The organism is Labrys wisconsinensis (genome assembly GCF_030814995.1).
Taxonomy (GTDB): domain Bacteria; phylum Pseudomonadota; class Alphaproteobacteria; order Rhizobiales; family Labraceae; genus Labrys; species Labrys wisconsinensis.
Genome location: NZ_JAUSVX010000003.1, coordinates 304,629 through 331,327, shown reverse-complemented (window position 1 = coordinate 331,327; position 26,699 = coordinate 304,629). Strand labels below are relative to the sequence as shown.

Below are 26,699 nucleotides of genomic sequence, written 5' to 3'. Positions count from 1 at the left end.
CATGAACAGTGCTACATGTTCGCACTGTGTTCCGCAATCATGAACTTCAAGTAAATCAATAGCCGGCAGCGTTGAGATCGATGATCTCGCAGGGGTCGCCCGCCTGCGCCGCCGGTGCGTGCGGCGGACGGATGGCGAGGCAGTCCGCGCCGGCCAGCACGCTGACCATCGACGAATCCTGCACCGCGAACGGTGTCACCATCGGCAGCTCCGCCGCTGCGTCAAGCGCGAACGTCGCGCGCAGATAGTCCTCGCGGAAATCGTTCGCCGGCCAATCGACGGCGAAGCGCGCCGGCCGGCGCGCCAGAGTGCGATCGCCGCGGCCGGACAGGGCGCGGATCAGCGGCACCAGGAACAGCACGCCGCAGACGATGGCCGAAACCGGGTTGCCGGGCAGGCCGAGGATGCGCATCCGGCCGAGGCCGCCATGCATCATCGGTTTGCCCGGCCGCATGGCGATCTTCCAGAAGCCGAGGCTCATGCCCTCGCGGGTCAGGGCGGCCTGCACCAGGTCGCGGTCGCCGACGGAGGCGCCGCCAATGGTCACGAGCACGTCGGCCTCGGCATCCCGAGCCCGGCGGATCGCCGCCTCCAGCGCCGCCATGGTATCGCCGGCGATGCCGAGGTCGATCACGTCGGCGCCTTCGGCCTGCGCCATCGCCGCCAGGGCGAACGTGTTGGAGGCGACGATCTGGTGCGGGCCCGCGGGCGCGCCGGGCAGGACGATCTCGTCGCCGGTCGCCAGGATCGCCACGCGCGGGCGCCGATGCACGGGAAGGGCGGGATGGTTGGTCGCCGCGGCGAGGGCGAGGTCGCGCGGACCGAGCCGCTTTCCCGCCGCGAGCGCCGGATCGCCGTCGCGGAAGTCGAGGCCGCGCCGGCGGATGTTCTGGCCGGGGCGCGGCGCGACCGTGACGCGGATGACGTCGCCCTCGCGCCGGGCATTCTCCTGGATCAGCACGGCGTCGGCGCCATCAGGCACCGGCGCGCCGGTGAAGATGCGGACGGCCTCGCCGGTGGCGAAACGGCCGGAAAAGGCATGGCCCGCGGCGCTCTCGCCGATGACCGTCAACGCCGCGCCCTCGGCCGCCTCCGCCGCCCGCAGGGCATAGCCGTCCATGGCCGAGGCGTCGAACCCGGGTTGGGTGCGGCGGGCGACGAGCGTCTCGGCCAGCACGCGGCCGCGGGCCTCGAGCAGCGGCACGCGCTCGACCGGCAGGGCCTCGACGCCGGCGAGGACCTGTGCCAGGGCGTCTGCGACGGGCAGGAGGTCGGTCATGGGTCGGCCCGCCATTCGCCGGACTTGCCGCCGCTCTTCTCCACGAGGCGGATGCCTTCGATGCGCATGCCGCGATCGGCCGCCTTCACCATGTCGTAGATGGTGAGGCACGCCACCGAGACGGCGGTCAGGGCTTCCATCTCGACGCCGGTCTGGCCCGTGACCTTGGCGAGCGCCCTCACCCGCAGGCCGGGCAGGGCCTCGTCGGGCTCGATCTCCACCGTCACCTTGGCCAACATCAAGGGGTGGCAGAGCGGGATCAGCTCGTGCGTCCTCTTCGCCGCCATGATGCCGGCGATCCGCGCCGTGCCGAGCACGTCGCCTTTCCTGGCGTCGCCCCTGCGCACGAGCGCCAGCGTCTCAGCCTGCATCACCACGCGCCCCTCCGCCACCGCGACGCGCGTCGTGGCCGGCTTCTCCGACACATCAACCATGTTGGCTTCGCCGGAGGCGCCGAGATGGGTGAGGCTGCTCACGCGGCCTCCGCCTGCGGCGCGAGCAGCGTCCGGGTCGCCGCGGTGACGTCGGCCTGGCGCATCAGGCTCTCGCCCACCAGGAAGGTACCGATGCCGACGCGCTTCAACCGGGTGATGTCGGCCGCGGTGAAGATGCCGCTCTCCCCGACCAGCAGGCGGTCGCGCGGCACACGCGGCGCGAGCTCTTCGGAAACTTCAAGCTTCGTCTCGAACGTCTTGAGATTTCTGTTGTTGATGCCGATCATCCTCACGTCGAGCGCGAGGGCGCGATCGAGCTCTGCGGCATCATGCACCTCGCAGAGCACGTCGAGCGACCAGTCTTTCGCCGCGGCGACGAGCGCGCGGGCACCCGCGTCGTCGATGCCGGCCATGATGATCAGGATGCAGTCCGCGCCCCAGGCGCGCGCCTCCACCACCTGATAGGGGTCGTACATGAAGTCCTTGCGCAGGGCCGGCAGGCCGACGGCGGCGCGGGCCGCACCGAGATAGGCCGGCTTGCCCTGGAAGGAGGGCTCGTCGGTCAGCACGGACAGGCAGGCCGCTCCGCCGGCCTCGTAGGCGCGGGCGAGCGCCGGGGGATCGAAGTCGGCCCGGATCAGCCCCTTGGACGGGCTCGCCTTCTTGATCTCGGCGATCAGGGCCGGCTCGCCCCGCGCGAGCTTCGCCTCGAGCGCATGCAGGAAGCCGCGCACCGGCGGCGCCGCCGCCGCCGCCTTCGCCAGGCCGGCCAGGGGACGCTGCTCCTTGGCCGCGGCGATCTCGCGCCGCTTATAGGCTTCGATGGTTTGGAGAATATCGGCCATCGCCTAGCTCTTTCCTGCTGCGCCGGTCCTGGCGCCGGCTCGGTTCAGGGCGACCGCCCGTTCGACCAGCGCCCGGAGCGTCGCGTCGTCCGGCAGGTCGTCCAGTCGGGTGAGGCGCCCGAACTGGCCCATGGCGCCGATCGCGCCGCTCGCCGCCTCGCCCTTGCGAAAGGTCAGGGCGCAATGGGTCGTGAAGGCCGCCATGCCGCAGATCAGGCCGTCCTGCTCGAAATAGGGCATGCCCCGCTTGATGGTCTCGCCGATCCCGCCGCCGCCATCATGCACCACGGCGCGGATATGCGCCAGGATCGGCCGGGCGAAGCCCGGCGCCTGCGCGATAGAGGCGTCGATCCGGGGATCGCGCATGGTCATTCGTTGGAGACGTGGACGAGCCGGTCGAGCGCTCCTTCGGCCCGGCCATGATCGATGGAAGCCTCCGCCAGCGCCGCGCCTTCGGCGAGGCTCGCGGCTCTGCCTGCCACCATCAGCGCCGCGGCGGCGTTGAGGACGGCGATGTCGCGATAGGGCGTCTTCTCGCCGGCAAGCACCGCGCGCAGGGCGAGGGCATTGTAGGCGCCGTCGCCGCCCTTGAGCTCGGCCGGCGCTGCGCGGCGCAGGCCGATCGCCTCGGGCTCGATGGTGAAGCGCGTCACCCTGCCGTTCTCCAGCGACACCACGTCGGTCGGTCCGGTGGTGGTGATCTCGTCGAGCCCGTCGCTCCCGTGCACGGCCATGACCCGCTCCGAGCCGAGGCTGTGCAGCACCTCCACCAGCGGCTCCAGCCAATGGGCCGAGAACACGCCGAGGAGCTGGCGCTTGACGCCGGCCGGGTTGGAGCAGGGGCCGAGCAGGTTGAAGATCGTGCGGGTGCCGAGCTCCACCCGGGTCGGGCCGACATGCTTCATCGCGCCGTGATGGGCCGGCGCGAACATGAAGCCGAGGCCGGCTTCCGCGATGCAGGCGGAGATCCGCTCCGGCGTCAGGTCGATCTTGACGCCGAGCGCGGTGAGCACGTCGGCCGCGCCGGAGCGCGACGACAGGGCCCGGTTGCCGTGCTTGGCCACCTTGACGCCGGCACCCGCCACGATCAGCGCCGCGGCGGTCGAGACGTTGTAGGAGCCGGAGGCATCGCCCCCGGTGCCGACGATGTCGACGGCGTCCGCCGGCGCGACGACCGGCGTCATCTTGGAGCGCATGGCGCTGACCGCGCCGGCGATCTCGTCCGGCGTCTCGCCGCGCACCCGCAGCGCCATCAGGAAGCCGCCGATCTGCGAGGGCGTCGCCTGGCCCGACAGCAGGAGGTCGAAGGCCTCCGCCGCCTCGCTGCGGCTGAGCGGCCGCGCTGCGGCGCGGCCGACGAAGGGCTTGAACTCGTCCATCACGCCCTGCCGCGGTGCCGGCGATTCCACTCCGCCGCGATGTCGAGGAAGTTCTGCAGGATGCGATGGCCGTGCTCGGAGCGGATCGATTCCGGGTGGAACTGCACCCCGTGCACCGGCGCGCTGCGATGCGACATGCCCATGACGATGCCGTCATCCGTCTGCGCGGTGACCTCCAGCGCGTCGGGCAGGGTGTCGCGGTCGACGATCAGCGAGTGGTAACGCGTGGCCTGGAACGGCCCGTTGATGCCGCGGAACACGCCGCCGCCCTCGTGGTGGATCTCCGAGAGCTTGCCGTGCATCGGCAGCGGCGCCCGGGTCACGGTCGCGCCGAACACCTGTCCGATCGCCTGGTGGCCGAGGCAGACGCCGAAGAGCGGCGTCCGGCCCGTCGCCTTGCCGATCAGCTCGCAGCAGATGCCGCCGCCGCTGTCGGGGGTGCCGGGGCCGGGCGACAGCACGATGGCGTCGGGCTCGGCGGCCAGGACCTCGTCCGCCGTCACTGCATCGTTGCGATGCACCGTGACCTCGCACCCGAGCTGGCCGATATAGTGCCAGAGGTTCCAGGTGAAGCTGTCATAGTTGTCGATCAGCGTCACGGTGGTCATGGCACGGGCCTCCTCGGCTGACGGGCGTCACAAGAAACGTCCCGGAGTTCACCGGACAGCACTAGGGCGCGAAGACAGAGCGGGTCAAGCTTCGCAGCTTGCCACACTCTCTCAGGCGGCTTCCGTTCGCAGCGGCCGCACCTCCGGCTGCTCGCGCTGCTCGGCGAGAGACAATTCATAGTTGGCCTGCAAGGTCATCCAGAATCGCGCGGTGCTTGCGCCTGCACGCTCCAGGCGAACGGCCAGATCGGGGCTTATGCCGGCCCGGCCATTGATGACGCGCGACAAGCTCGTGCGCGACATGCCGAGCCGGTGAGCGGCATCCGTAACGTCGATCCCGAGCGGCATGAGCACATCCTCGCGCAGAAGCTCGCCGGGGTGCGGATGGTTCTTCATCATGGCGCGAGTTCCTTCAGTGGTAATCCAGGTAGTCCACCAAATCCACGTCACTTCCGACAAAGCAGAAAGTGACGCGCCAATTGCCATTGACCCATATGGACCAGTGTCCTTTCAGCTCCCCCTTGAGCAAATGGAGCTTGTAGCCAGGCTGGTTCAGGTCGGCGGGCGACGCCGCTGCATCCAGCGCAGCCAGGATGCGATTCAGCTTGGCCACGTGTGCCGGTTGCACCCCGCGGCCGGACCCGGTCCGGTACAGGGTTTCGAGCCCCTTGTTGCGAAAGCCGACTATCATGGCGCAGTGTATCGTGTAGCGACACACGACGCAAAGAGAAGCGTTCCCGCCGGCTCAAGGTAGGCAGGGTGGGGAGGACAGCCGGTCCTCCACTGTCCGGCAAGGGGGCGGATCCTACTTGTACGCCGCCGCAATCCCCAGAAAGTCCGCCGCCTTCAGCGAGGCGCCGCCGATCAGGGCGCCGTCGACATTTTCCACGCCCATCAGCTCGGCCGCATTGGCCGGCTTGACCGAGCCGCCGTAGAGGATGCGCACGCCGGCGCCTTCGGAGGCCAGCGCCACGGAGAGCTGGCCGCGGATGAAATTGTGCACTTCCTTCACGTCTGCCGCCGTCGGCGTCAAGCCGGTGCCGATGGCCCAGACCGGCTCGTAGGCGATGACGGTGTTGGCCGCGGTGGCCCCGGCCGGCAGCGAGCCGGCGAGCTGGGTGCCGACCACGTCCAGCGTCTTGCCGGCCTCGCGCTCGGCCCGGGTCTCGCCGATGCAGACGATGGCGACGAGGCCGGCGCGTAGCGCCGCCTCGGCCTTGGCCTTGACGACGTCGTCGGTCTCGCCGTGGTCGGTGCGCCGCTCGGAATGGCCGACGATGACATGGCTCGCGCCGGCATCGCGCAGCATCTCGGCCGCGACGTCGCCGGTATGGGCGCCTGACGGCTTGGCGTGGCAGTCCTGCCCGCCGATGGCGGGCGCCTTGCCGGCAAGGCGCGCGGCGAAGGCGGCGATCAGGGTGAAGGGCGGGCAGATCAGCGCCTCCGCCCGGCCGGCGCCGCCGGCGGCGACGCCCTCGGCGATGGCGTCGAGCTCGGCGGCGGACGCCGCCAGGCCGTTCATCTTCCAGTTGCCCGCAACGAGCGGGCGCGGCCGTGCCGGCGCCATGGATGCCTCCTGTGATTCCAAATCCCGCCCTCGCGCCAAACACGCCGGCGGTCGTCCCCCGGCTCCGGCCATGGCGGCCGGAGACCTCCGACGCCTCTTAACAACGGCGGCAGCACGGGGCAAGGCGCCGAAAAACCTCCGGAGGGTGCCATTGCGGCCCCATCGCCGCATCCCTATGATGCGCGCCTTTCGCGAGGCGGCAGTCTCGATCGGCAACCCGGATTCTGGAAACATAGTCGCCCGCCCATGCTGACCTCCATCCGCACGACCTTCCAGCAGGGGATCGCCCGGCTGATCCTGATCGCCCTGATGGTGTTGCTGATCCTCAGCTTCGCCCTGTGGGGCATCCAGGACATCTTCCGCGGCTTCCGCTCCAACGAGGCCATCAGCGTCGGCGGCACGATCGTCTCGACCGAGGAGCTGCAGCGCGCCTATACGCTGGAGGTCCGCCAGCAGTCGCGCCGCTTCGGCAAGGTGCTCAGCCCGGCTGAGGCGCGCCTGCTCGGGATCAACCGTCAGGTCGTGCAGCGCGCCGCCGGCAATGCGGCGCTCGACGAGCAGGTGAAGAAATACGGGCTCGATCTCGAACCGATCAAGGTCGCCGAGATCGTCCGGAGCGACCCGGCCTTCCAGAACGGCGGGCGCTTCGATCCGACCTATTTCAACGCCATCCTGCGCGAGAGCGGCACGACCGAGGCCGGCCTCCTGGCCCAGCAGCGCCAGACCTATCTGCGCAGCCAGCTCGGCGAGGCGCTGGGCGGCGAGATCGTGGCACCCGAGGTGATGCAGGAAGCGTTCGCCCGCTACAGCGGCGAGACCCGCAGCATTGCTTATGCGACGCTGACCGACGAGCAGCTCGGCGACATCGGCCAGCCCGACGCGGCGGCCCTGCAGACCTTCTACGACGAGCGCCGTGCCGCCTTCCGCACGCCGGAATACCGCAAGTTCACCTATCTCGCGCTGGTGCCGGATGCGTTCGCGGCCAAGGTCGTGGTCACCGACGACGACGCCAAGGCCACCTATGAGAGCCGCAAGAGCCAGTTCACGGCGGCGGAGAAGCGCACGGTCCAGCGCATCGCCTTTGCCAACGACGCCGAAGCTTCGGCCGCGGCCGCCGACATCGCCAGCGGCAAGGCGACTTTCGACAGCATCGCCGCCGAGCGCAAGCTCCAGCCCGCAGACCTCGATCTCGGCACGGTGACCAAGGCCCAGCTCCTCGACAGCGCGCTCGCCGACGCCGCCTTCTCGCTGGCCGAAGGCACGACCTCCGGCGTGGTGCACGGCAGGCTCTCGACCGTGATCCTGCGCGTCACCAAGATCGAGCGCGAGGCGGTCACCCCCTTCGACCTCGTCAAGGATGAGATCAAGAAGGAAGTGGCCAGCGACCGGGCACGCAACGAGCTGCTCGACCTCCAGACCAAGATCGACGACGAACGCTCCGGCGGCGCCTCGCTCAAGGAGATCGCCGGCAAGCTCGGCCTCCAGGTCGTGGAGGTCGCCGCCATGGACGCGCAGGGCAGGGACCCCACCGGCAAGACCATCGAGATGCCGCTGCAGGACAAGCTCGCCCCGGCGGTGTTCGCCAACGATCCCGGGTCCGACACCGACCCGATCGACGGTCGGGACGCCGGCACCGTCTGGTATGCGGTCGATGCGGTGACGCGGTCCCGCGACCGCACGCTCGACGAGGCCAGGGCCGACGTCGTCGCCGCCTGGACGGTCGACGAGAAGGCGCGGCGTCTCAAGGCCCGCGCCGACGACCTCGTCAAGCAGCTCGACGGCGGCAAGTCCCTCGACGACGTCGCCAAGGCTGCGAATCTCGATGTCAAGCAGGCATGGAACCTCAAGCGCAACACCGAAGGGCAGGGGCTGTCGGCCGCCGCGGCCAACCTGGTGTTCTCCACACCGGTCAAGAGCTTCGCCACCACGCTCTCCGGCAGCGGCACGGATCGTATTGTCCTCCAGGTCACCGACAATGCTGTCCCGCCCTTCGATCCCAAGGCTGACCAGGCGGTGACGATGGCGCGGCAGATCGAGCAGTTGATCGGCGAGGACATCCTGGTCGAGTATGTGACGCGCCTGCAGAACGATCTCGGGCTGGTGGTCAACCAGACCAACGTCAACCGGGCCACCGGCGTCGTCGGGGGAGAGGGGTGATGGGGCCTGTCTGTCGGGAGGACGGAGGCTGCGCTCATGCGGGCGCCGGCGTTCGGCGCCGTGTGGGGGGTGTCGGCATGTCCGATATCGGGGCGATCCGGCGGATCGACGGCCGGACGCGATGGCGTCGGCTCGTCGCCTGACCCTCGCCCGCGGCCGGAGCGCCTCGCTCGCGCCGCCCTGACATCGATCGGACCTCTCCGCCATGAACATCGAACCTTCCTTCGAGGCTTTTGCCGAAGGCTATGCCGCGGGTCGCGCGCAGATCGTCGCCACCACCCTGGTGGGCGACCTCGAGACGCCGGTCGCCGCCTTCATGAAGATCGCCGGCGACCGGCCCAACGCCTTCCTGCTCGAATCGGTGGAAGGTGGGGCGACGCGCGGGCGCTATTCCATGATCGGCCTGGAGCCGGACCTGATCTGGCGCTGCGACAAGGGGGCGGCCTCGATCAACCGCAAGCCGGCGCAGGATCGGTTCGAGCCGCTGCCCGGCCATCCCCTCGAGACGTTGCGGGCGCTGATCGCCGAGAGCCGCATCGAGCTTCCGTCCGGGGCGCCGCCGATGGCGGCGGGACTGTTCGGCTATCTCGGCTATGACATGGTGCGCCAGATGGAGCGGCTGCCGGCGCAGAAGCCCGACCCGATCGGCGTGCCGGATGCGCTCTTGATCCGCCCGACCATCATGGTGGTGTTCGACGCCGTGCGCGACGAGATCACGGTGGTGACGCCGGTGCGTCCGCAGCCGGGTGTCGGCGCCAAGCAGGCCCATGCCCGCGCCGTCGAGCGGCTGATGGCGATCGTCGACGGGCTCGACCGCCACGTGCCCAAATTCGCCGAGGTGGTCGACCTCGACGCGCTGCATGCGAGCCAGACATCCAACACCAGCGAGGCCGAGTATCTCGCGATGGTGGAGAAGGCGAAGGACCATGTCCGCGCCGGCGACATCTTCCAGGTCGTGCTGTCGCAGCGCTTCACCGCGCCGTTCCAGCTGCCGCCCTTCACGCTGTACCGGGCGCTGCGGCGGGTCAATCCGGCACCGTTCCTGGTCTATCTGCAGTTTGCCGGCTTCTCCGTGGTGTGCTCCAGCCCCGAGATCCTGGTGCGCCTGCGCGACGGCAAGGTCACGGTCCGCCCGATCGCCGGCACGCGGCCGCGCGGCCGCACCCATGCGGAGGATGCGGCGCACGAGGCCTCGCTCCTTGCCGACCCCAAGGAGCTCGCCGAGCACCTGATGCTGCTCGATCTCGGGCGCAACGACGTCGGCCGGGTCGCGGACATCGGCAGCGTCACCGTCACCGACCAGTTCTTCGTCGAGCGCTACAGCCACGTCATGCACATCGTCTCCAACGTCGAGGGCCGGATCCGGCCGGGCCAGGACGCCCTCGACGCCCTGGCAGCCGGCTTCCCCGCGGGCACGGTGTCCGGCGCGCCGAAGGTGCGGGCGATGGAGATCATCGACGAATTGGAGAAGGACAAGCGCGGCCTCTATGCCGGCGCCATCGGCTATTTCGGCGCCGACGGCCAGATGGACACCTGCATCGTGCTGCGCACGGCGCTGGTGAAGGACGGCGTCATGCACGTCCAGGCCGGCGCCGGCATCGTCTACGACAGCGTGCCGGCCTCCGAGCAGGCCGAGTGCATCAACAAGGCCAAGGCGCTGTTCCGCGCCGCCGAGGAGGCGGTGCGCTTCGCCGGGCAGCCAGGGCGGGGGCAGTAAGGTGGAGCGTGGCGGTTCGCTCGATCAACGGCGCACCGCGTTGCTTCTTTTTTGGCGTGCGAGCTCCAGGAACCTGGCCTTGATCTGCCCGAAGAGATTTGGCGGTACGAAGCCGTAGCTGAACAAGCCAGGCCTGCCGGGCACGGGCGCCAGGCCACCATTGGGCCACTCGTCGACGTTGTACTCCGAAACAATGACCCGGCTCGGGGCCTCATCGAGGCCGAGCAGCAGCTTGACCTTCGCCGGAACTTCGATCCCGACAGAGTCTGCATCCGGCGGCCGATGCGTGATCGGTAGCAGGACGACGAAGCGCGGCTTGGTGGCGTTGTCGCTGGCTGCAACCAGGCAGACGGGCCGGTCCTTGCCCTGATCGTGCCCGGCCGCAGCCTCTCGGGACCACAGATAGTCGTACCGGACGACCAGGCCCGGCTTGGCGACCGGAAACGCCATGCAGCCGGCTCACTTCAGCAATTCGTCGAGTGCTTCGTGGTCGGGGTCCATTTCCGCGCGCTCCACTGCTTCGATCACGATCGCCTGGGCATCCTCGGTCCGATGCATGCGTTTGGCGGCGGCCAGAAGCCAGTCATAGTGGGCGGCCGACAGCAGGACGAACTCCCGCCTGCCGTGCCGCGTGATTTCGACCGGCTCGCGCTGAGCCTGATGCTGGAACTCTCCGAACTTACGTTGGAATTCCATCGCGGTCGTCCGGGGCATGGTGTCACCCTGTTGAGGCAAGTCTCCGTATTATACGCATAATGCGGATATCTTCCAAGCAGCGGGCGGATCGGGTTCCTTCCTGCGCGCCGTCGTATCCTGATCCCGGCTAACGAAAATGCTTCGACAGCTTCAGGGCCTGGCCCTGATAGTTCGAGCCGAGGCCGGAGCCGTAGAGGAGCGAAGGCCGCTCCATCATCCGCTCGTAGACGAGGCGGCCGACGATCTGGCCGTCCTCGAGGATGAAGGGCACCTCGCGCGAGCGCACCTCCAGAACGGCGCGCGCCGCCTCCATGCCGTCCGGGGCATAGCCGAAGCCGGGGTCGAAGAAGCCGGCATAGTGGACGCGGAACTCGCCGACCAGCGGATCGAAAGGCACCATCTCGGCGGCGAAGTCCGGCGGCACGTGCACCGCTTCCTTGGAGGCGAGGATGTAGAACTCGTTGGGGTCGAGGATCAGCTCGTTGCGGCCACGCCGCCGGATCGGCTCCCAGAAGTCGAGAAGGTCGCAGGCCGCCCGCTCGTCGATGTCGACGACGCCGGTGTGACGCTTGGCGCGGTAGCCGACGATGCCCTCGCCGAAGCCGCCGAGGTCGACCGAGAGCGCCACGCCGCCGGCAATGTCGGGATCGGGCGTGGAGACCAGGCCCATGCGCCGCTGCAGCTCGCGTAGCGAGGCGTCGTCGATGCGCGCCTCGCCCTTGCGGAAGCGGATCTGCGACAGGCGCGAGCCGGTGCGCACCAGCACCGGGAAGGTGCGCGGCCCGATCTCGGCATAGAGCGGGCCGTCATAGCCGGGCTCGACCTGGTCGAAGGCCTTGGCATGGTCGGTGATCACCCGGGTGAACACGTCGAGCCGCCCGGTCGAGCTCTTGGGATTGGTCGAAGCCAGGAGGTCGCCCGGCATGGCCAGGCTCTCGATCAGCGGCACGATATAGACGCAGCCCGTCTCCAGCACGGCGCCGCGGCTGAGGTCGATCTCGTGCAGGGCGAGGTCGCGGATGCGCTCCTCGACGCGGGTGCGCGGGCCCGGCAGGAAGCTGGCGCGCATCCGGTAGGCCCGGGCGCCCAGCCTGAGGTCCAGGCTCGCCGGCTGGATCTGGTCGGCATCGAGCGGCCGCTCCGTGCGGATGATGCCGCCGGTGGCGAGAGCCGCGATCGATTGCGAGGGCAGGATGCCGTGGGAAGCCATGGGGTCTCTCGATGCGATCGACCTGCCTAACGCAAACGCGTGATTGACGCCATCGCCGCAGGCCGCTACTCACAATCTTCGTCGTGGTGGATTTGGGCCGGCCGGCTTGCAGCCACGTTAAACAACTTGCTAAAGGGGCCGTTGGAAGGAGCGTTTGCTCCGTCACGCGGCTTATGGATGCCGCAATGCCAGATCAGACGCCTTCCCGTCCCCTCCGCCCCGCCACGCGCCTCGTGCACGGGGGCAGTCTGCGCTCCGAGTTCGGCGAGACCTCCGAAGCGTTGTTCCTGACCCAGGGCTATGTCTACGACAGCGCCGAGGCCGCCGAGGCGCGCTTCAAGGGCGAGGAACCCGGCTATATCTACAGCCGTTTCTCCAACCCGACGGTCGCCATGTTCGAGCGGCGCATGGCCGAGCTGGAGGGCGCGGAGGCGGCCCGTGCCACCGCCACCGGCATGGCGGCGGTGACCGCCTCGCTGATGGGCCAGCTCAAGGCCGGCGACCATGTCGTCGCGGCCAAGGCTCTGTTCGGCTCGTGTCGCTACGTCATCGAGGAGCTGCTGCCCCGCTTCGGCGTGCAGTCGACCCTGGTCGACGGCACGCAGCTGGAGGCGTGGCGCGCCGCGGTGCGGCCCGAGACCAAGGTGTTCTTCCTGGAGAGCCCGACCAACCCGACGCTGGAGGTGCTGGACATCGCCGCCATCGCCGCCATCGCCAGGGATGCCGGCGCGAAGCTGGTGGTCGACAACGTCTTCGCCACGCCGATGCTGCAGAGCCCGCTGCAGCTCGGGGCGGACTGCGTCGTCTATTCCGCCACCAAGCATATCGACGGCCAGGGCCGCTGCCTCGGCGGCGTCATCCTCGCCTCGGACAAGTTCATCGCCGACCATATCCACACGCTGCTGCGCCAGACCGGGCCGTCGATCTCGCCCTTCAACGCCTGGGTGATGCTGAAGGGCCTGGAGACGCTGCCGCTGCGGGTGCGCCAGCAGACCGAGAATGCCCGTCTCATCGCCGACGCGCTGGCGAGCCATCCCGCGGTGGCCCGCGTGCTCTACCCCTTCCGCGACGACCATCCCCAGGTCGCGGTGGCGCGGCGGCAGATGCGCGGCGGCGGCACGCTCGTGACCTTCGAGGTCGCGGGCGGCAAGGCGGCGGCCTTCCGCGTCGCCAACGCCCTGCGCATCATCAAGATCTCCAACAATCTCGGCGACGCCAAGAGCCTGGTGACCCACCCCTCCACCACGACGCATCAGCGCTTCGAGGAGCATCAGCGCCTGGGCATGGGCATCACCCAGGGCATGCTGCGCGTCTCTGCGGGCATCGAGGATGCCGAGGACCTGATCGAGGACCTGATTTCGGCGCTGGACGGGGTCTGAGCGGCGTTTCCGTCAACGAAACCTCGCAATTCCCCTTTGCGCAGGCGCGAAAACCGGCAACACTTGAATGGCTGCTGCGATTCAAGACGGGGCGCCATGACCGGACGGTTGACGACGCATGTCCTCGATACCAGCACGGGCCGGCCCGCCGCCGGCCTGGCGCTGACGCTGACGCGCGTCGCGGATGGGGTGGTGCTCGCCGAGCGCACCACCAATGCCGACGGGCGCGTCGACGGCCCGATCCTGGAGGGCGAGGCCTTCCGTCCCGGCGTCTACGAGCTCGCCTTCCATGTCGGCGACTATTTCCGGCGCGGCGGCGTGACGCTGCCGCCGACCCCGTTCCTCGACGTCGTGCCGGTCCGCTTCGGTCTTTCCGAGGACGGCCACTACCACGTGCCGCTGCTGGTCTCGCCCTACGGGTACTCGACCTACCGGGGGAGCTGAGCCATGCGCGACCGGGTGCAGTACCTCAGCGGCGGCACGGTGCACACCATCGATGGGTTCGACCCCAAGCTGACCTTGCTCGACCATATCCGCCTGACCCGGCGGACCACCGGCACCAAGGAGGGTTGCAACGAGGGCGATTGCGGCGCCTGCACGGTGGTGCTCGGCCGGCTGCGCGACGGCGCCATGGTCTACGAGCCCGTGAATGCCTGCATCATGCTCGCGGGCATGATCGACGGCTGCGAGCTGATCACGGTGGAGGACCTCGCCGGGCCGTCCGGACTGCATCCGGTGCAGGCGGCGATGGTGGCCCATCACGGCTCGCAATGCGGCTTCTGCACGCCCGGCATCGTCATGTCGCTCTTCGCCCTCTACGAGGAGGGCGTGCGGCCGGTGACGCGCCAGGTGGTGACGGACCAGCTCGCCGGCAACCTGTGCCGCTGCACCGGCTACCGGCCGATCATCGATGCGGCGCTGGCGGCCTGCGCCGGCGAGGTGGGCGGCGCGGCGGCCCGCGATCGCGCGGCGGCCGCGACGGTGCTGGCCGATCTCGCCGACGAGGAGGATATCTTCATCGGCAACGAGCAGCGCTTCTTCGCCGCGCCCGCTTCGATCGACGCCCTGGCCGAGCTCTACCAGGCCCATCCCGATGCGACGCTGGTGGCCGGCGCCACCGATGTCGGCCTATGGATCACCAAGCAGCTGCGCGATATCGCCAAGGTGATCTGGCTCGGGCGGGTCGGCCGGCTCGACCGCTTCGTCGAGACGCCCGAGGCCTTGTCGATCGGCGCCACCGTGACCCATGCCCGGGCCGAGGCGGCCCTCGGCGGCATCGATCCCGACCTCGGCGAGCTGATGCGCCGGTTCGGCTCCAGGCAGGTGCGCGCCTCCGGCACCATCGGCGGCAGCATCGCCAACGGCTCGCCGATCGGCGACCTCGCCCCGGCGATGATCGCGCTCGGCGCCAAGATCTATCTGCGCATGGGCAGCGAGGGCAGGGCCATGCCGCTGGAGAGCTTCTTCATCGCCTATGGCAAGCAGGACCGCCGGCCCGGCGAGTTCGTGGTCGGCGTGGCCGTGACCAAGCTGCGGCCCGACGAGGCGTTCCGCTGCTACAAGGTGTCGAAGCGCTTCGACGAGGACATCTCCGCCGTGATGGGCGCCTTCAAGTTCTCGCTCCTCGACGGCGTGGTGGCCGATGCCCGCGTCGCCTTCGGCGGCATGGCGGCGACGCCGAAGCGCGCGTCGGCGACCGAGGAGGCCCTGATCGGGGCGGTGCTCGACGACGGCGGCACCTGGACCCGGGCGCTCGACGCCATCGCGGAGGATTTCCAGCCGATCGACGATGTCCGGGCCTCGGCCGCCTATCGCGGCGAGGTCGCCAGGGCGCTGCTGCTCAAGGCGCTGGTGGAAGTCGCCGGCGCCCAGAGCGAGGAGACGCGGCTGATCGGCCGGCGCGAGGCGAGCCATGTCGCCGCATGAGACCCTGGCCGTGGTGCCGGTGACGGACGGCGTGATGAGCCGGTCGGTAGCGCACGATTCCGCCGTCAAGCACGTGGCCGGCACGGCCCGCTACATCGACGACGTGCCGGAGCCGGCGGGAACCCTGCACGTGGTTCCTTCCGGCGCGGCGATTGCCGCCGGCCGCATCCTGTCGATCGACCTCGCCGCGGTGCGCGCGGCGCCGGGCGTGGTCGCCGTCCTCACCGCCGCCGACATCCGCGGCCGCAACGACGTGTCGCCGGTCGATTTCGACGTCGATCCCTGCTTCGCCGACGGTCGGGTCGAGTTCCACGCCCAGGTGGTGTTCGCCGTCGTCGCCAGGACCCGCGACGAGGGCCGGCGGGCGGCACGGCTCGCCCGCATCGAGTACGAGGCGCGGGCGCCGGTGGTCGACGTCGACGCGGCGCTCGAAGGCGGCACCACGGTCATGCCGGACTACGAGTTCCGCCGCGGCGACGTCTCGCGGGCGCTCACCCATGCCCGTCACCGGGCGCAGGGCAGCTTCCTCGTCGGCGGCCAGGAGCACTTCTACCTCGAAGGCCAGGTCGCGCTGGCGACGCCGGGCGAGGACGGCGACATGCACGTCCTGTCCTCCACCCAGCATCCGAGCGAGGTGCAGCACGTGGTCGCGCGCGTGCTCGGCGTTCCCGACCATGCCGTGACCTGCGAGGTCCGGCGCATGGGCGGCGGCTTCGGCGGCAAGGAGAGCCAGGCGAGCCAATGGGCCGCCATCGCGGCCGTGGCCGCCCAGTGCACCGGGCATCCCTGCAAGCTCCGGCTCGACCGCGACGACGACATGGCGATGACCGGCAAGCGCCACGACTTCCGCATCACCTATGATGTCGGCTTCGACGAGACCGGCCTGATCCACGGCTACGACATCACCTATGCCGCGCGCTGCGGCTACTCCGCCGATCTGTCGCTCGGCATCTGCGACCGCACCATGTTCCACGCCGACAACGCCTATTATCTCGGCGACGTGCATATCGGCACCCGGCGGATGAAGACCAACACGGTGTCCAACACCGCCTTCCGCGGCTTCGGCGGGCCGCAGGGCATGGTCGGCATGGAGCGCACGATCGATGCCATCGCCTGGACGCTGGGGCTCGATCCGCTCGACGTGCGCAAGCGCAATTTCTACGCGCCGGGCCGCGACTACACGCCCTATGGCCAGCGGGTCGAGGACAATGTGCTGCTGCCGCTGGTCGAGACGCTGGAGCGCACCAGCGATTATCGCGAGCGGCGCCTGGCGGCGGAGGCCTTCAACGAGGGCAGCGCCATCCTGAAGAAGGGCATCGCGCTCACGCCCGTGAAGTTCGGCATCTCCTTCACGCTGATGCATCTCAACCAGGCCGGAGCCCTGGTCCACGTCTATTCCGACGGCTCGGTCCAGCTCAATCACGGCGGCACCGAGATGGGGCAGGGCCTCTACATCAAGGTGGCGCAGGTGGTCGCCGACGAGTTCGGCATCGAGGTGGGGCGCGTGCGCATCACCGCGACGACCACGGCCAAGGTCCCCAACACCGCGCCGACCGCCGCCTCCTCCGGCGCCGACCTCAACGCCATGGCGGCGAAGGCGGCGGCACGCACGATCCGCGAGCGCATGGCTGCCGTCGCCGCCGGCGAGTTCGCGGTGCGGCCGGAGGAGGTGACGTTCCGCGGCGGCCGGGCCTATGGCGGCAACAGGAGCATGACCTTCGACGAGCTTGCCAAGAAGGCGGTGCTCTCCCGGGTCTCGCTATCCTCGACCGGCTTCTACCGCACGCCCAAGATCGCCTGGGATCGGGCGAACAAGAAGGGGCGGCCGTTCCTCTACTTCGCCTATGGCGCCGCCTGCTCGGAAGTGACGATCGACACCTTGACCGGGGAGATGAAGGTCGACCGGGTCGACATCCTGCACGATGTCGGCCGTTCGCTGAACCCGGCGATCGACATCGGCCAGATCGAGGGCGGCTTCGTCCAGGGCATGGGGTGGCTGACCACCGAGGAGCTGGTCTTCGACGACAAGGGCCGCCTCCTTACCCATGCGCCCTCCACCTACAAGATCCCGACCGCGGCGGACGTGCCGGCGGATTTTCGCGTGGCGCTCTACGACAACGAGAATCGCGAGGACACGATCGGCCGTTCCAAGGCGGTGGGCGAGCCGCCGCTGATGCTGGCGATCTCGGTCTTCTCGGCCGTCGCCGACGCCGTCCACGCTCTCGCGCCCGGACGGCCGGTGGCGCTCGACGCCCCGGCGACGCCGGAGGCGATCCTGGAGGCGGTGAGGGCCGCCCGGGGCCGGTCCTGAGGCCGAGGGCCGCCGGCGGGCCCCGCGGGGGATCGGTCCTGCCGCGTTGCGGACAAGCGCCGGGCTTCCGCGTTATGATGACGGCGATTGCCGCCCACGGCCCTGCAGCTGCGGCCCGGTCGGGCGGCTGGTGAGACCCTGCCGATGTCGGTGTTCGCCACCCTGCGCAGCATGATCGAGGCGGGCGGTCGCGCCGCCCTGGTCAGCGTCGTCGAGGTGTCGGGATCGAGCCCGCGCGACGTCGGCGCCCGCATGGCGGTCAGGGCCGACGGGGCGTTCTCCGGCACGATCGGCGGCGGCGCGCTGGAGTGGCAGGCGCTGGCCGAGGCCCAGGCGCTGCTGGCGGCCGACGGTGGAGCTCGGCTGCGCCGTCTCGACCGTTCGCTCGGCCCGGATCTCGGCCAATGCTGCGGCGGGCGGGTGCGGCTCACCATCGAGCGATTCGATGCGGTGGATCTGGACGGGATCGCCGCCCTGGCCGGCGTGCGGGACGAAGCCTTCGTCACCCTCGGCCTGTCGGAAGCCGGCGGCCGCCTGGCCCGCCGCCTCGCGACGGACGAGGAAGCCACCGCTCTGGCGCCGACGGAGCAGCGGCGCGTGCTGCCCGACGGCCGCGTGCTCGAGCGCTTCGGTGCGCCGGCGACGGCGGTGGCCCTGTTCGGGGCCGGCCATGTCGGGCGCGCCCTGGCGCTCGCCCTGGCGCCATTGCCGTTCCGCCTGGTCTGGGCCGATGCGCGTCAGGGCGCTTTCCCCGCCCACGTGCCCCGCAACGTCGTGCCGGTGGCGGCCGAGGACCCGGTGAGCCTGTTGCGCGACCAGCCGGACGGGGCGATCGTCCTGATCATGACCCACAGCCATGCGCTCGACCTGGCGATCGCCACGGCGGCGCTGGCGGCGCGGCGATTCGCGCTGGTCGGCGTCATCGGCTCCGCCACCAAGCGGGCCCGCTTCGCCTCGCAGATGCGCCAGGCCGAGCTGGAGTCCGGGCTGATCGACACGCTGGCCTGTCCGATCGGCCTGCCGGGCATCGAGGGCAAGGAGCCGGCCGTCATCGCCGCATCGGTCGCGGCCCAGATGCTGATGGTGCGCGAGGCGGCGCGGGCGCGGCTGCCGGTCTTCTCCCGCCTGGCGGAGCACCGCTGATGCCGTGTCCGGGCGGCGCAGAAGCCGTAATTTGAGTCCGCGGGCGCTGCCGTGCTACGCGGGGTCCGACGCTGTTTTCCTCTTCTCAACCCCGCATTCCTCGCCTAACAATTGAGCATGGTCACGAGTTCGGCAATGGCGGGAGGTCCGGCCACGCCCCTGATGGAGGCGCGGGGAATCGTCAAGATTTTCGGCACCCTGACGGCCAACGATCACATCGACCTGGCGATCATGCCGCACGAGGTGCATGCGCTGCTCGGCGAGAACGGCGCCGGCAAGTCGACGCTGGTGAAGATTCTCTACGGCCTGCTGCAGCCCAACGAGGGCGAGCTGCGCTGGCAGGGCGAGCCGGTGCGGCTCGGCGGGCCGGCGGCGGCGCGGGCCATGGGCATCGGCATGGTGTTTCAGCATTTTTCGCTGTTCGAGGCCTTGAGCGTCGCCGAGAACGTGGCGCTCGCCCTGCCGCCGGGCACGCCGCTGAAGGACACCGCCGGTCGCATCGATGCGATCTCGGCGGCCTATGGCTTGCCGCTCGACCCCCGGCGCATGGTTCATTCGCTCTCGGTCGGCGAGCGCCAGCGCATCGAGATCGTGCGCTGCCTGATGCAGGACCCCAAGCTCGTCATCCTCGACGAGCCGACCTCGGTGCTGACGCCGCAGGAGGCGGACCAGCTCTTCGTCACGCTGGAGCGGATTGCGGCCGAGGGGCGGGCGGTGCTCTACATCTCCCATCGCCTGGAGGAGGTGAAGCGCATCTGCCATATCGCCACGGTGCTGCGCCACGGCCGCAAGGTCGCCACCTGCGACCCCCGGCAGGAAACGCCGGCCAGCCTGGCGCGCATGATGGTGGGCGCTGATATCGCCACCGTCCATCACGGCCGGAAGGCCGGCGAGGGGGGCGCGCGCCTCACGCTCGATCGCCTGTCGATGCCGCCGGAGGACCTGCACGGCGTGGCGCTGAAGGACGTGTCGCTGGAGGTGCGGGGCGGAGAGATCGTCGCCATTGCCGGCGTCGCCGGCAACGGCCAGTCCGAGCTGTTCGCGGCGCTGTCGGGCGAGCGGCCGGCGCCGCGGGCGGAGGTCCTGCGCATCGACGGCACGCCGGCCGGGCTGCTCGGCGTCACGGCGCGCCGCAGGCTCGGCGCCGCCTTCGTCCCGGAGGAGCGCCTCGGCCATGCCGCGGCGCCGCGGCTGCCCTTGTCCGAGAATGCGCTGCTGACCGGCCACGCCACCGCCGGGCTGGTGCATCACGGCATGGTCGACCTCGACAAGGCGGCGGCGCAGGCCGATGCGGTGTCGACGGCCTTCGACGTCCGCAAGGGCAAGCGCGATCCGGAGGCGGGCTCGCTCTCCGGCGGCAACCTGCAGAAATTCGTGGTCGGCCGCGAGATGCTGCGCGAGCCGGGCATGCTGGTGGTCAGCCAGCCGACCTGGGGCGTCGATGCCGGCGCGGCGGCGACCATCCGTCAGGCCCTGATCGATCTGTCGCGGCGCGGCGCCGCCGTGCTCGTCATGAGCCAGGATCTCGACGAGATCTTCGAGATCGCCGACCGTATCGCGGTGATCCATGACGGGCGCCTGTCCGCCGCCGATCCGGCGCCGCAGATGACGCTGGAGCGCATCGGTCTGTTGATGGGGGGCGCTGCCCATGCGGCTTGAGCTGGAGAAGCGTCCGGAGCGTTCGAGCCTGATGGCGCTGGCCTCGCCTCTGATCGCCATCGCGCTGACGCTGGTGTCGGCCGCCATCATCTTCGCGCTCTACGGCAAGCCGCCGGGCCAGGCGCTCTACGTCTATTTCGTCCGGCCGCTCACCCAGTTCCGCACCTTCCAGGAGCTGTTCGTCAAGGCGACGCCGCTGGTGCTGATCGCCGTCGGCCTGTCGCTGTGCTACCTCTCCAACAATTGGAACATCGGCGCCGAGGGCCAGTACATCATCGGCGCCGCCTGCGGCGGCGGCGTGGCGCTCGCCTGCCAGGGCACCTCCTCGGGCTTCGCCGTGGCGGCGATCATCCTGGCCGGCATGGCCGGCGGGGCGCTGTGGGCGCTGATCCCGGCGCTGCTCAAGATCCGCTTCAACACCAACGAGATCCTGACCAGCCTGATGCTGGTCTATGTCGCGGACAAGCTGCTCGACTATCTCGTGCGCGGGCCCTGGCGCGATCCGGCCGGGCTCAACTTCCCGCTGACCGCGGATTTCGACAACGTCATCCCGGTGATCATCCCGCACAGCCGCATCCATCTCGGCGCGGCCCTGGCGCTGGTGGCGGTGCTGGCCACCGCCTTCCTGCTGGCCCGCACCCTGAAGGGCTTCGAGATCCGCCTGCTCGGCCAGGCGCCGCGCGCCGGCCTGTTCGCCGGCTTCTCGCCGCGGCGCATGACCATCTTCGTCTTCCTGGTCTCCGGCGCCCTGGCCGGGCTCGCCGGCATCAGCGAGGCGGCGGGCACCATGGGCATGCTGCAGCTGCCCTTCGCCAGCGGCTACGGCTTCACCGCCATCATCGTCGCCTTCCTCGGCCGCCTCAATCCGATCGGCATCCTGCTGGCGGGGCTGCTGCTGGCGCTCTCCTATCTCGGCGGCGAGGCGGCGCAGATCACGCTGAAGGTGCCGATCGGCATCACCAAGGTGATCCAGGGCCTGCTCCTGTTCTACGTGCTCGCCTGCGACACCCTGATCCTCTATCGCTTCCGCCTGACGCGGTCCGAGGCCCAGGCGGCCCAGGCCTCGGCGAAGGCCGCTGCCGGAAGGTCGGCGTGACATGCTGCTGACCCAGGACATCATTCTCACCATCATCGCCTCCTCGACGCCCTTCCTGATCGCGGCGATCGGCGAGCTGGTCGTCGAGCGCTCCGGCGTGCTCAACCTCGGCGTCGAGGGCATGATGATCATGGGCGCGGTGGCCGGCTTCGCTGCCGGCTTCACCGCCGACAATGCCTTCGTCGGCGTGCTGGCGGCGATCGTCGCGGGCATGGCCATGGCGAGCCTCTTCGCCTTCATGACCCTGCGGCTCGCCGCCAACCAGGTCGCCTCAGGTCTCGCCCTGACCATCCTCGGGCTCGGCCTGTCCGAGCTGATCGGCACCGGATTCGTCGGCAGCAAGCGCGACACCATCCCCAAGCTCGACATTCCCGGACTTTCCGACATCCCCTTCCTCGGGCCGATCGTCTTCGGCCAGAATGCCCTGGTCTATCTCTCGGTGGCGCTGGTGGCGGGGGTGTGGTGGTTCCTCTACCGCTCGCGCGCCGGGCTGGTGCTGCGCGCCGTCGGCGACAGCCATGCCTCGGCCCATGCGCTGGGCTATCCCGTGCGGCTGATCCGCTTCGGCGCCGTGCTGTTCGGCGGGGGCTGCGCCGGGCTCGCCGGGGCCTATCTCTCGCTCGCCGACACGCCGTTCTGGGTGACGGGCATGACGGCGGGCCGCGGCTGGATCGCGCTCGCCCTGGTGGTGTTCGCCTCCTGGCTGCCCTGGCGGCTCCTGCTGGGGGCCTATTTCTTCGGCGCGATCTGGATCGGCCAGCTGCACATGCAGGCCTTTGCCGCCGACCTGCCGCGCTGGCTGGTCTGGCCGAGCCAGTTCTGGACGGCGCTGCCATATCTTGCCACCATCCTGGTCCTGGTCGTCATCTCGGCCCGGAAGGGCGGGGGCGGCGCGGCGCCGGCATCCCTGGGGACGCCGTTCATGCCCGACCGCTGAGGCCGCGGGGTGCGCCGCATCCGGTCCCATGGCAGCCGGGCCGGCATTTGTTGCGATGGACCGGGTGCGCCAAGGCCGGCGCCCGGCCCGCTCGAGCGAACTCGGCCGACGATGAGGGGACGGCGCATGAACAAGAGCAGAATGTGGATGGCGGCGGCCGCGGCCGCCCTGGCGGTCGGTCTCGGCTTTCCCGCCCTGGCTGCGGACAAGCTGAAGGTCGGCTTCGTCTATGTCGGGCCGGTCGGCGATTTCGGCTGGAGCTATCAGCACGACGTCGCCCGCAAGGAGCTGGAGAAGGCGCTCGGCGACAAGGTCGAGACCACCTTCGTCGAGAACGTGGCCGAAGGGCCGGATGCAGAGCGGGTGATCGAGACGCTGGCCGCCGACGGTGCCGGCCTGATCTTCACCACCTCCTTCGGCTTCATGGACCCGACGGTGAAGGTGGCCAAGAAATATCCGGACGTGAAGTTCGAGCACGCCACCGGCTTCAAGCGCGCCGACAATCTCTCCACCTATGCCGCGCGCTTCTATGAAGGGCGCTATGTCCAGGGCGTGATCGCCGCCAAGATGTCGAAGAGCGGCGTCATCGGCTACATCGCACCCTTCCCGATCCCGGAGGTCATCTCCGGCATCAACTCCTTCATGCTCGGCGCCCAGTCGGTGCGGCCCGACCTCAAGGTCAAGATCGTCTGGGTTTCCTCCTGGTTCGATCCGGGCAAGGAAGCGGACGCCGCCAAGGCGCTGATCGCGCAGGGCGCCGACATCCTGACCCAGCACACGGACAGCCCGGCCGCCATGCAGACCGCGGCCGAGAAGGGCATCTATGCCTTCGGCCAGGACAGCGACATGATCAAGTTCGGCCCGAAGGCCCAGCTCACCGCCATCGTCAACCATTGGGGCGACTACTACATCCAGGAAGCCAAGGCGGTGCTCGACGGCACCTGGAAGTCTTCCGACACCTGGGGCGGCTTCGATGCCGGCATGGTGACCATGGCGCCGTTCACCAACATGCCGGACGACGTCAAGAAGCTGGCGGAAGATACGGAAGCGGCGATCAAGTCGGGCAAGCTGCATCCCTTCAAGTGCCCGGTGGTGAACCAGGACGGCACCACCGTCGAGTGCAAGGGCGGCGACCACCTCGACGCCGGCCAGATCCTGAGCATGAACTGGTACGTCAAGGGCATCGACGACAAGGTCCCGCAGTGACGGGCGCGGCCCGCTCCTGACCGAAACGCGCGCCATCCCTTTCCCGGCGGGAGAGGGATGGCGGCACGCGGCCGTCCTCCCCGACCAGCCCCTCACGATGGCTCGCCATGAGCGCCTTTCTCGTCGACTGGCTCAACCTGCTGCTGCGCTGGGCCCATATCGTCCTGGCCATCGGCTGGATCGGCGCCAGCTTCTATTTCGTCTGGCTCGACTTCTCGCTGCGCCGGCGCGAGCGGATGAACGAGGGCGTCTACGGCACGTCCTGGATGGTGCACGGCGGCGGCTTCTACCACGTCGAGAAATACACGGTCGCGCCGGCCGCGCTGCCGCCCGATCTGCACTGGTTCCAGTGGGAGGCCTATCTCACCTTCGTCACCGGCATGCTCTTGATGGCGGTGCAGTATTACTGGAACGCCGACGCCTATCTGATCGACGCCTCGGTGATGCCGCTGTCGCGCGGGGGCGCCATCCTGATCTCGCTGGCCTCGCTCGCCGGCGGCTGGCTGATCTATGACGGGCTCTGCCGCTCGCCGGTCGGCCGGCATACCGGCCTGCTCGTGCTCTGCGTCTTCGTGCTGGTGGTCGGCGCGGCCTTCCTCTTTACCCACATCTTCTCCGGCCGCGGCGCGCTGATCCATGTCGGCGCCTTCGTCGGCACGATCATGGCGGCCAACGTCTTCCGCATCATCATCCCGAACCAGCGCATCCTGGTCGGCCAGCTGCTGCGCGGCGAAAAGCCGGACGCCGATCTCGGCCGCATCGGCAAGCAGCGCTCGCTGCACAACAACTACCTGACGCTGCCGGTCATCGTGATGATGGTGTCGAACCATTATCCCCTGCTCACCGACCATCCGCACGCCTGGCTGGTGGTGGCGCTGATCCTGGTCGCCGGCGCGATGATCCGCCACCTCATCAACCGCGCCGATGCCGGCGATCCCTTCGAGGGCTATGCCTGGACGCTGCCGGTGATCGCCCTCGCCCTGTTCGTCGCCATGTTCGTCACCGCCCCGCGCGAGGCCGAGGCCGTCGTGACCGGGCCGGTGAGCGACGAGCGGGCGATGACCATCGCCGCCACCCATTGCATCGCCTGCCATTCGGAGAAGCCGACCAATCCGACCTTCACCAAGGCGCCCAAGGGCGTGCACCTCGACACGATCGACAACTTGCGCAAATACGCCGCGCAGATCGAGCAGCAGGCGGTGAAGGGGAGGGCCATGCCGCTCGGCAACACCACCCACATCACCGACCTGGAACGGGCCGAGCTCGGCGCCTGGATCGCCGCCCAGAAATGAGCTTGAAATGAGCTTGCCCGCGCCGCTCCCCGGCGAGACGAAACATTCCTCGGTCGCGCCGACATGACCCTCGACGACGTCAATGCCCTGTCCGCACCTGCTTTCCTGGCAGCCTTCGGCGATATCGCCGAGCATTCGCCCTGGGTGGCGGAGCGGGCTGGCCGGGCCCGTCCCTATGCCGGGCGCGAAGCCATGGTCGACGCCTTCCAGGCTGTTGTCGCCGGCGCCGCGCGGGCCGAGCAGGAGGCGCTGATCCGGGCGCATCCCGATCTCGCCGGCAAGGCCGCCCTGGCCGGCACGGTGGCCGCAGCCTCGCGCCGCGAGCAGGCCGGCGCCGGCCTCGACACGCTGACGCCCGAAGAATTCGCCCGCTTCCAGGACCTCAACACCCGCTATGTCGCCCGCTTCGGCTTCCCCTTCATCCTGGCCGTCAAGGGCGCCACCAAGCACCGCATCCTCGAAGCCTTCGAGCAGCGCATCGGCGGCGCCCGCGAGGAGGAGTTCTGGACCGCGCTGGCGCAGGTGATGCGCATCGTCCGCTTCCGGCTGGAGGACAAGGTCGAGGCTCCGGATGGCGGGATGTCGCGGTGACGGCCGGTCCCATCCTCGACATCGAAGCCCTCGGCCGGCGTGCCGAAGCGATGATCCGGGCGCTGGCGGCGATCAGCGCGGAGGAGGGGCGCATCACCCGCCTCTATCTCACGCCGGAGCACCGGCGCGCCGCCGACCTCGTCGCCAGCTGGATGCAGGCGGCCGGGCTCGTCGTGAGCGAGGACGCGCTCGGCACGGTGCGCGGGCGCCTGCCGGCCGAGGCGGAGCGGCAGGGCGCCAACGGCGCCCGGCGCCTGCTCCTCGGCTCGCATATCGACACGGTCATCGATGCCGGCGCCTATGACGGCAATCTCGGCGTGGTGGCCGGCATCCTGGCGGCCGAGCATATCGCCCGCAGCCGCGGCGCCATGCCCTTCGGCATCGACGTGCTCGCCTTCGGCGACGAGGAGGGCTCCCGCTTTCCCGCGACGCTCTTGTGCTCGGGCGCCGTCGCCGGCCATTTCGACCCCGGCGCCCTGGCTGTCGAATCTGTCGACGGCATCACGCTGGAGGCGGCGCTGCGCGCCTATGGCGGGGATCCCGGCGCCATTGCGCAGGCGGCCTGCGATCCGGCCGAGGCCGCCGCCTATGTCGAAGTGCATATCGAGCAGGGGCCGGTGCTGGAGGCCGAGGGCGAGGCGCTGGGCGTGGTCACCGCCATCGCCGGCCAGACACGGCTCTCCGTCACCGTGGTCGGCGAGGCCGGCCATGCCGGGACCGTGCCGATGGCGCTCAGGCGCGACGCGCTGGCGGCCTCGGCCGAGATCATGGGGCTGGTCGAGGCGATCGGCCGCGACAATGCCGCGGACTTCACGGTCGCCACCGTCGGCAAGCTCACCCTGTCGCCGGGGGCCTCCAACGTCATCCCGGCACGGGTGGTGTTCACCGTCGACCTGCGCTCGCAGACCGACACGGTGCGCGAGGCGGCGCTCACGCGTCTGCGCGACGGCGTCGAGGCGATCGCCGCACGCCGCCGCGTCACCGCCTGGATGGAGCGCGTCCACGAGGTCGGCGCCACCGCCTGCGACGCGGGATTGCAGGCCGGCCTGGGGGCGGCGATCGAGGCGGGCGGCGGGCGGGCGTTGCGGCTCGCTTCCGGCGCCGGCCATGACGGCCAGGCCATGGGCCGGCTCTGCCCGATCGCCATGCTGTTCGTGCGCTGCAGGGGCGGCGTCAGCCACAACCCCGCCGAGTTCGTCTCGACGGCGGACATGGGCCGGGCCGTGGCCGCGCTGATCCGCTTCGTCGAGGGCTTCGGCGGCTGATC

26 protein-coding genes and 1 riboswitch are annotated in these 26,699 nt (G+C 69.9%); of the genes, 14 read left to right on the top strand and 12 right to left on the bottom strand.

From position 1 onward, the window contains the following. Window positions 1-55: 55 nt before the first annotated feature. From QO011_RS11530 to tpiA, 9 genes are all read right to left on the bottom strand, one after another. A complete protein-coding gene (locus QO011_RS11530) occupies window positions 56-1,279 on the bottom strand; it encodes a molybdopterin molybdotransferase MoeA (protein WP_307271818.1) in 1,224 nt (407 codons plus the stop codon). Then, window positions 1,276-1,755, bottom strand: coding sequence for a cyclic pyranopterin monophosphate synthase MoaC (gene moaC / locus QO011_RS11525; protein ID WP_307271816.1), 480 nt, complete (start codon window positions 1,753-1,755; stop codon window positions 1,276-1,278). The genes QO011_RS11530 and moaC overlap by 4 nt, the downstream gene beginning before the upstream one ends. Next, the gene (gene trpC / locus QO011_RS11520; RefSeq protein ID WP_307271813.1) at window positions 1,752-2,558 is read right to left on the bottom strand and encodes an indole-3-glycerol phosphate synthase TrpC; all 807 of its coding nucleotides are present in this window, start codon (window positions 2,556-2,558) and stop codon (window positions 1,752-1,754) included. The genes moaC and trpC overlap by 4 nt, the downstream gene beginning before the upstream one ends. Before the next feature lie 3 nt (window positions 2,559-2,561). Next, window positions 2,562-2,924, bottom strand: a complete 363-nt coding sequence (locus tag QO011_RS11515) for a DUF1801 domain-containing protein (protein WP_307271810.1) — start codon at window positions 2,922-2,924, stop codon at window positions 2,562-2,564. A gap of 2 nt (window positions 2,925-2,926) precedes the next feature. Then, window positions 2,927-3,937, bottom strand: a complete 1,011-nt coding sequence (gene trpD, locus QO011_RS11510) for an anthranilate phosphoribosyltransferase (protein WP_307271807.1) — start codon at window positions 3,935-3,937, stop codon at window positions 2,927-2,929. Then, the gene (locus QO011_RS11505; RefSeq protein ID WP_307271805.1) at window positions 3,937-4,545 is read right to left on the bottom strand and encodes an anthranilate synthase component II; all 609 of its coding nucleotides are present in this window, start codon (window positions 4,543-4,545) and stop codon (window positions 3,937-3,939) included. Before QO011_RS11505 ends, trpD begins: the two co-directional genes overlap by 1 nt. Window positions 4,546-4,656: 111 nt before the next feature. Beyond that, the gene (locus QO011_RS11500) at window positions 4,657-4,944 is read right to left on the bottom strand and encodes a HigA family addiction module antitoxin (RefSeq protein WP_307271802.1); all 288 of its coding nucleotides are present in this window, start codon (window positions 4,942-4,944) and stop codon (window positions 4,657-4,659) included. 13 nt (window positions 4,945-4,957) lie between these two features. After that, window positions 4,958-5,236: a type II toxin-antitoxin system RelE/ParE family toxin gene (locus QO011_RS11495; RefSeq protein ID WP_307271798.1), complete on the bottom strand. Its 279-nt coding sequence runs from the start codon at window positions 5,234-5,236 to the stop codon at window positions 4,958-4,960. A gap of 114 nt (window positions 5,237-5,350) precedes the next feature. Then, window positions 5,351-6,112 carry a triose-phosphate isomerase gene (gene tpiA, locus QO011_RS11490; RefSeq protein ID WP_307271796.1) on the bottom strand — a complete coding sequence of 254 codons (762 nt, stop codon included), beginning with the start codon at window positions 6,110-6,112 and terminating at the stop codon, window positions 5,351-5,353. A 246-nt stretch (window positions 6,113-6,358) separates the two neighbouring features. On the opposite strand from tpiA, the gene QO011_RS11485 reads away from it, so the two are divergent. After that, the gene (locus QO011_RS11485; protein ID WP_307271793.1) at window positions 6,359-8,269 is read left to right on the top strand and encodes a SurA N-terminal domain-containing protein; all 1,911 of its coding nucleotides are present in this window, start codon (window positions 6,359-6,361) and stop codon (window positions 8,267-8,269) included. Between the two features lie 205 nt (window positions 8,270-8,474). After that, window positions 8,475-9,986 (top strand): anthranilate synthase component I, encoded by a 1,512-nt coding sequence (trpE, locus tag QO011_RS11480; RefSeq protein ID WP_307271790.1) that lies wholly within the window; start codon window positions 8,475-8,477, stop codon window positions 9,984-9,986. Between the two features lie 24 nt (window positions 9,987-10,010). Here trpE and QO011_RS11475 read toward each other — a convergent pair whose 3' ends face one another. The 3 genes from QO011_RS11475 to QO011_RS11465 form a co-directional block, all read right to left on the bottom strand. Next, a complete protein-coding gene (locus QO011_RS11475) occupies window positions 10,011-10,436 on the bottom strand; it encodes a hypothetical protein (RefSeq protein WP_307271788.1) in 426 nt (141 codons plus the stop codon). Window positions 10,437-10,445: 9 nt separating this feature from the next. Beyond that, window positions 10,446-10,700, bottom strand: a complete 255-nt coding sequence (locus QO011_RS11470) for a type II toxin-antitoxin system prevent-host-death family antitoxin (protein WP_307271785.1) — start codon at window positions 10,698-10,700, stop codon at window positions 10,446-10,448. Window positions 10,701-10,809: 109 nt separating this feature from the next. Further along, window positions 10,810-11,892: a 2'-deoxycytidine 5'-triphosphate deaminase gene (locus QO011_RS11465; RefSeq protein WP_307271782.1), complete on the bottom strand. Its 1,083-nt coding sequence runs from the start codon at window positions 11,890-11,892 to the stop codon at window positions 10,810-10,812. A gap of 73 nt (window positions 11,893-11,965) precedes the next feature. Further along, window positions 11,966-12,046: riboswitch (SAM riboswitch) on the top strand. A 31-nt stretch (window positions 12,047-12,077) separates the two neighbouring features. Between QO011_RS11465 and QO011_RS11460 the strand changes: the two genes are divergently transcribed. The 12 genes from QO011_RS11460 to QO011_RS11405 all read left to right on the top strand — a co-directional run bounded on the left by QO011_RS11460 (window position 12,078) and on the right by QO011_RS11405 (window position 26,697). Beyond that, a complete protein-coding gene (locus QO011_RS11460) occupies window positions 12,078-13,271 on the top strand; it encodes an O-succinylhomoserine sulfhydrylase (protein WP_307271779.1) in 1,194 nt (397 codons plus the stop codon). A gap of 96 nt (window positions 13,272-13,367) precedes the next feature. Continuing rightward, the gene (gene uraH / locus QO011_RS11455) at window positions 13,368-13,715 is read left to right on the top strand and encodes a hydroxyisourate hydrolase (RefSeq protein WP_307271776.1); all 348 of its coding nucleotides are present in this window, start codon (window positions 13,368-13,370) and stop codon (window positions 13,713-13,715) included. Between the two features lie 3 nt (window positions 13,716-13,718). Continuing rightward, window positions 13,719-15,197: a xanthine dehydrogenase small subunit gene (xdhA, locus tag QO011_RS11450; RefSeq protein ID WP_307271773.1), complete on the top strand. Its 1,479-nt coding sequence runs from the start codon at window positions 13,719-13,721 to the stop codon at window positions 15,195-15,197. Then, on the top strand, window positions 15,184-17,508 hold the full coding sequence (gene xdhB, locus QO011_RS11445; RefSeq protein ID WP_307271771.1) for a xanthine dehydrogenase molybdopterin binding subunit: 2,325 nt from the start codon (window positions 15,184-15,186) through the stop codon (window positions 17,506-17,508). Before xdhA ends, xdhB begins: the two co-directional genes overlap by 14 nt. Before the next feature lie 87 nt (window positions 17,509-17,595). After that, entirely contained in the window at window positions 17,596-18,651 is a 1,056-nt protein-coding gene (gene xdhC / locus QO011_RS11440; RefSeq protein ID WP_307271768.1) for a xanthine dehydrogenase accessory protein XdhC, read from the top strand. A 135-nt stretch (window positions 18,652-18,786) separates the two neighbouring features. Continuing rightward, a complete protein-coding gene (locus tag QO011_RS11435; RefSeq protein ID WP_307271766.1) occupies window positions 18,787-20,310 on the top strand; it encodes an ABC transporter ATP-binding protein in 1,524 nt (507 codons plus the stop codon). After that, window positions 20,300-21,406 carry an ABC transporter permease gene (locus tag QO011_RS11430; RefSeq protein WP_307271764.1) on the top strand — a complete coding sequence of 369 codons (1,107 nt, stop codon included), beginning with the start codon at window positions 20,300-20,302 and terminating at the stop codon, window positions 21,404-21,406. The genes QO011_RS11435 and QO011_RS11430 overlap by 11 nt, the downstream gene beginning before the upstream one ends. 1 nt (window position 21,407) lies before the next feature. Then, window positions 21,408-22,343, top strand: a complete 936-nt coding sequence (locus QO011_RS11425) for an ABC transporter permease (RefSeq protein WP_307271762.1) — start codon at window positions 21,408-21,410, stop codon at window positions 22,341-22,343. A 126-nt stretch (window positions 22,344-22,469) separates the two neighbouring features. After that, window positions 22,470-23,549: a BMP family ABC transporter substrate-binding protein gene (locus QO011_RS11420; protein WP_307271761.1), complete on the top strand. Its 1,080-nt coding sequence runs from the start codon at window positions 22,470-22,472 to the stop codon at window positions 23,547-23,549. A 107-nt stretch (window positions 23,550-23,656) separates the two neighbouring features. Continuing rightward, entirely contained in the window at window positions 23,657-24,841 is a 1,185-nt protein-coding gene (locus tag QO011_RS11415; protein WP_307271758.1) for a urate hydroxylase PuuD, read from the top strand. Between the two features lie 63 nt (window positions 24,842-24,904). Next, a complete protein-coding gene (gene uraD / locus QO011_RS11410) occupies window positions 24,905-25,432 on the top strand; it encodes a 2-oxo-4-hydroxy-4-carboxy-5-ureidoimidazoline decarboxylase (protein ID WP_307271755.1) in 528 nt (175 codons plus the stop codon). Then, window positions 25,429-26,697, top strand: coding sequence for an allantoate amidohydrolase (locus QO011_RS11405; protein WP_307271753.1), 1,269 nt, complete (start codon window positions 25,429-25,431; stop codon window positions 26,695-26,697). The genes uraD and QO011_RS11405 overlap by 4 nt, the downstream gene beginning before the upstream one ends. Window positions 26,698-26,699 lie beyond the last annotated feature (2 nt).

Coding starts and splice junctions, on each gene's coding strand:
- QO011_RS11530 (WP_307271818.1), bottom strand. CDS start 1,279: ATGACCGACCTCCTGCCCGTCGCAGACGCCCTGGCACAGGTCCTCGCC.
- trpC (WP_307271813.1), bottom strand. CDS start 2,558: ATGGCCGATATTCTCCAAACCATCGAAGCCTATAAGCGGCGCGAGATC.
- QO011_RS11515 (WP_307271810.1), bottom strand. CDS start 2,924: ATGCGCGATCCCCGGATCGACGCCTCTATCGCGCAGGCGCCGGGCTTC.
- trpD (WP_307271807.1), bottom strand. CDS start 3,937: ATGGACGAGTTCAAGCCCTTCGTCGGCCGCGCCGCAGCGCGGCCGCTC.
- QO011_RS11505 (WP_307271805.1), bottom strand. CDS start 4,545: ATGACCACCGTGACGCTGATCGACAACTATGACAGCTTCACCTGGAAC.
- QO011_RS11500 (WP_307271802.1), bottom strand. CDS start 4,944: ATGATGAAGAACCATCCGCACCCCGGCGAGCTTCTGCGCGAGGATGTG.
- QO011_RS11495 (WP_307271798.1), bottom strand. CDS start 5,236: ATGATAGTCGGCTTTCGCAACAAGGGGCTCGAAACCCTGTACCGGACC.
- tpiA (WP_307271796.1), bottom strand. CDS start 6,112: ATGGCGCCGGCACGGCCGCGCCCGCTCGTTGCGGGCAACTGGAAGATG.
- QO011_RS11485 (WP_307271793.1), top strand. CDS start 6,359: ATGCTGACCTCCATCCGCACGACCTTCCAGCAGGGGATCGCCCGGCTG.
- trpE (WP_307271790.1), top strand. CDS start 8,475: ATGAACATCGAACCTTCCTTCGAGGCTTTTGCCGAAGGCTATGCCGCG.
- QO011_RS11475 (WP_307271788.1), bottom strand. CDS start 10,436: ATGGCGTTTCCGGTCGCCAAGCCGGGCCTGGTCGTCCGGTACGACTAT.
- QO011_RS11470 (WP_307271785.1), bottom strand. CDS start 10,700: ATGCCCCGGACGACCGCGATGGAATTCCAACGTAAGTTCGGAGAGTTC.
- QO011_RS11465 (WP_307271782.1), bottom strand. CDS start 11,892: ATGGCTTCCCACGGCATCCTGCCCTCGCAATCGATCGCGGCTCTCGCC.
- QO011_RS11460 (WP_307271779.1), top strand. CDS start 12,078: ATGCCAGATCAGACGCCTTCCCGTCCCCTCCGCCCCGCCACGCGCCTC.
- uraH (WP_307271776.1), top strand. CDS start 13,368: ATGACCGGACGGTTGACGACGCATGTCCTCGATACCAGCACGGGCCGG.
- xdhA (WP_307271773.1), top strand. CDS start 13,719: ATGCGCGACCGGGTGCAGTACCTCAGCGGCGGCACGGTGCACACCATC.
- xdhB (WP_307271771.1), top strand. CDS start 15,184: ATGTCGCCGCATGAGACCCTGGCCGTGGTGCCGGTGACGGACGGCGTG.
- QO011_RS11435 (WP_307271766.1), top strand. CDS start 18,787: ATGGCGGGAGGTCCGGCCACGCCCCTGATGGAGGCGCGGGGAATCGTC.
- QO011_RS11430 (WP_307271764.1), top strand. CDS start 20,300: ATGCGGCTTGAGCTGGAGAAGCGTCCGGAGCGTTCGAGCCTGATGGCG.
- QO011_RS11425 (WP_307271762.1), top strand. CDS start 21,408: ATGCTGCTGACCCAGGACATCATTCTCACCATCATCGCCTCCTCGACG.
- QO011_RS11420 (WP_307271761.1), top strand. CDS start 22,470: ATGAACAAGAGCAGAATGTGGATGGCGGCGGCCGCGGCCGCCCTGGCG.
- QO011_RS11415 (WP_307271758.1), top strand. CDS start 23,657: ATGAGCGCCTTTCTCGTCGACTGGCTCAACCTGCTGCTGCGCTGGGCC.
- uraD (WP_307271755.1), top strand. CDS start 24,905: ATGACCCTCGACGACGTCAATGCCCTGTCCGCACCTGCTTTCCTGGCA.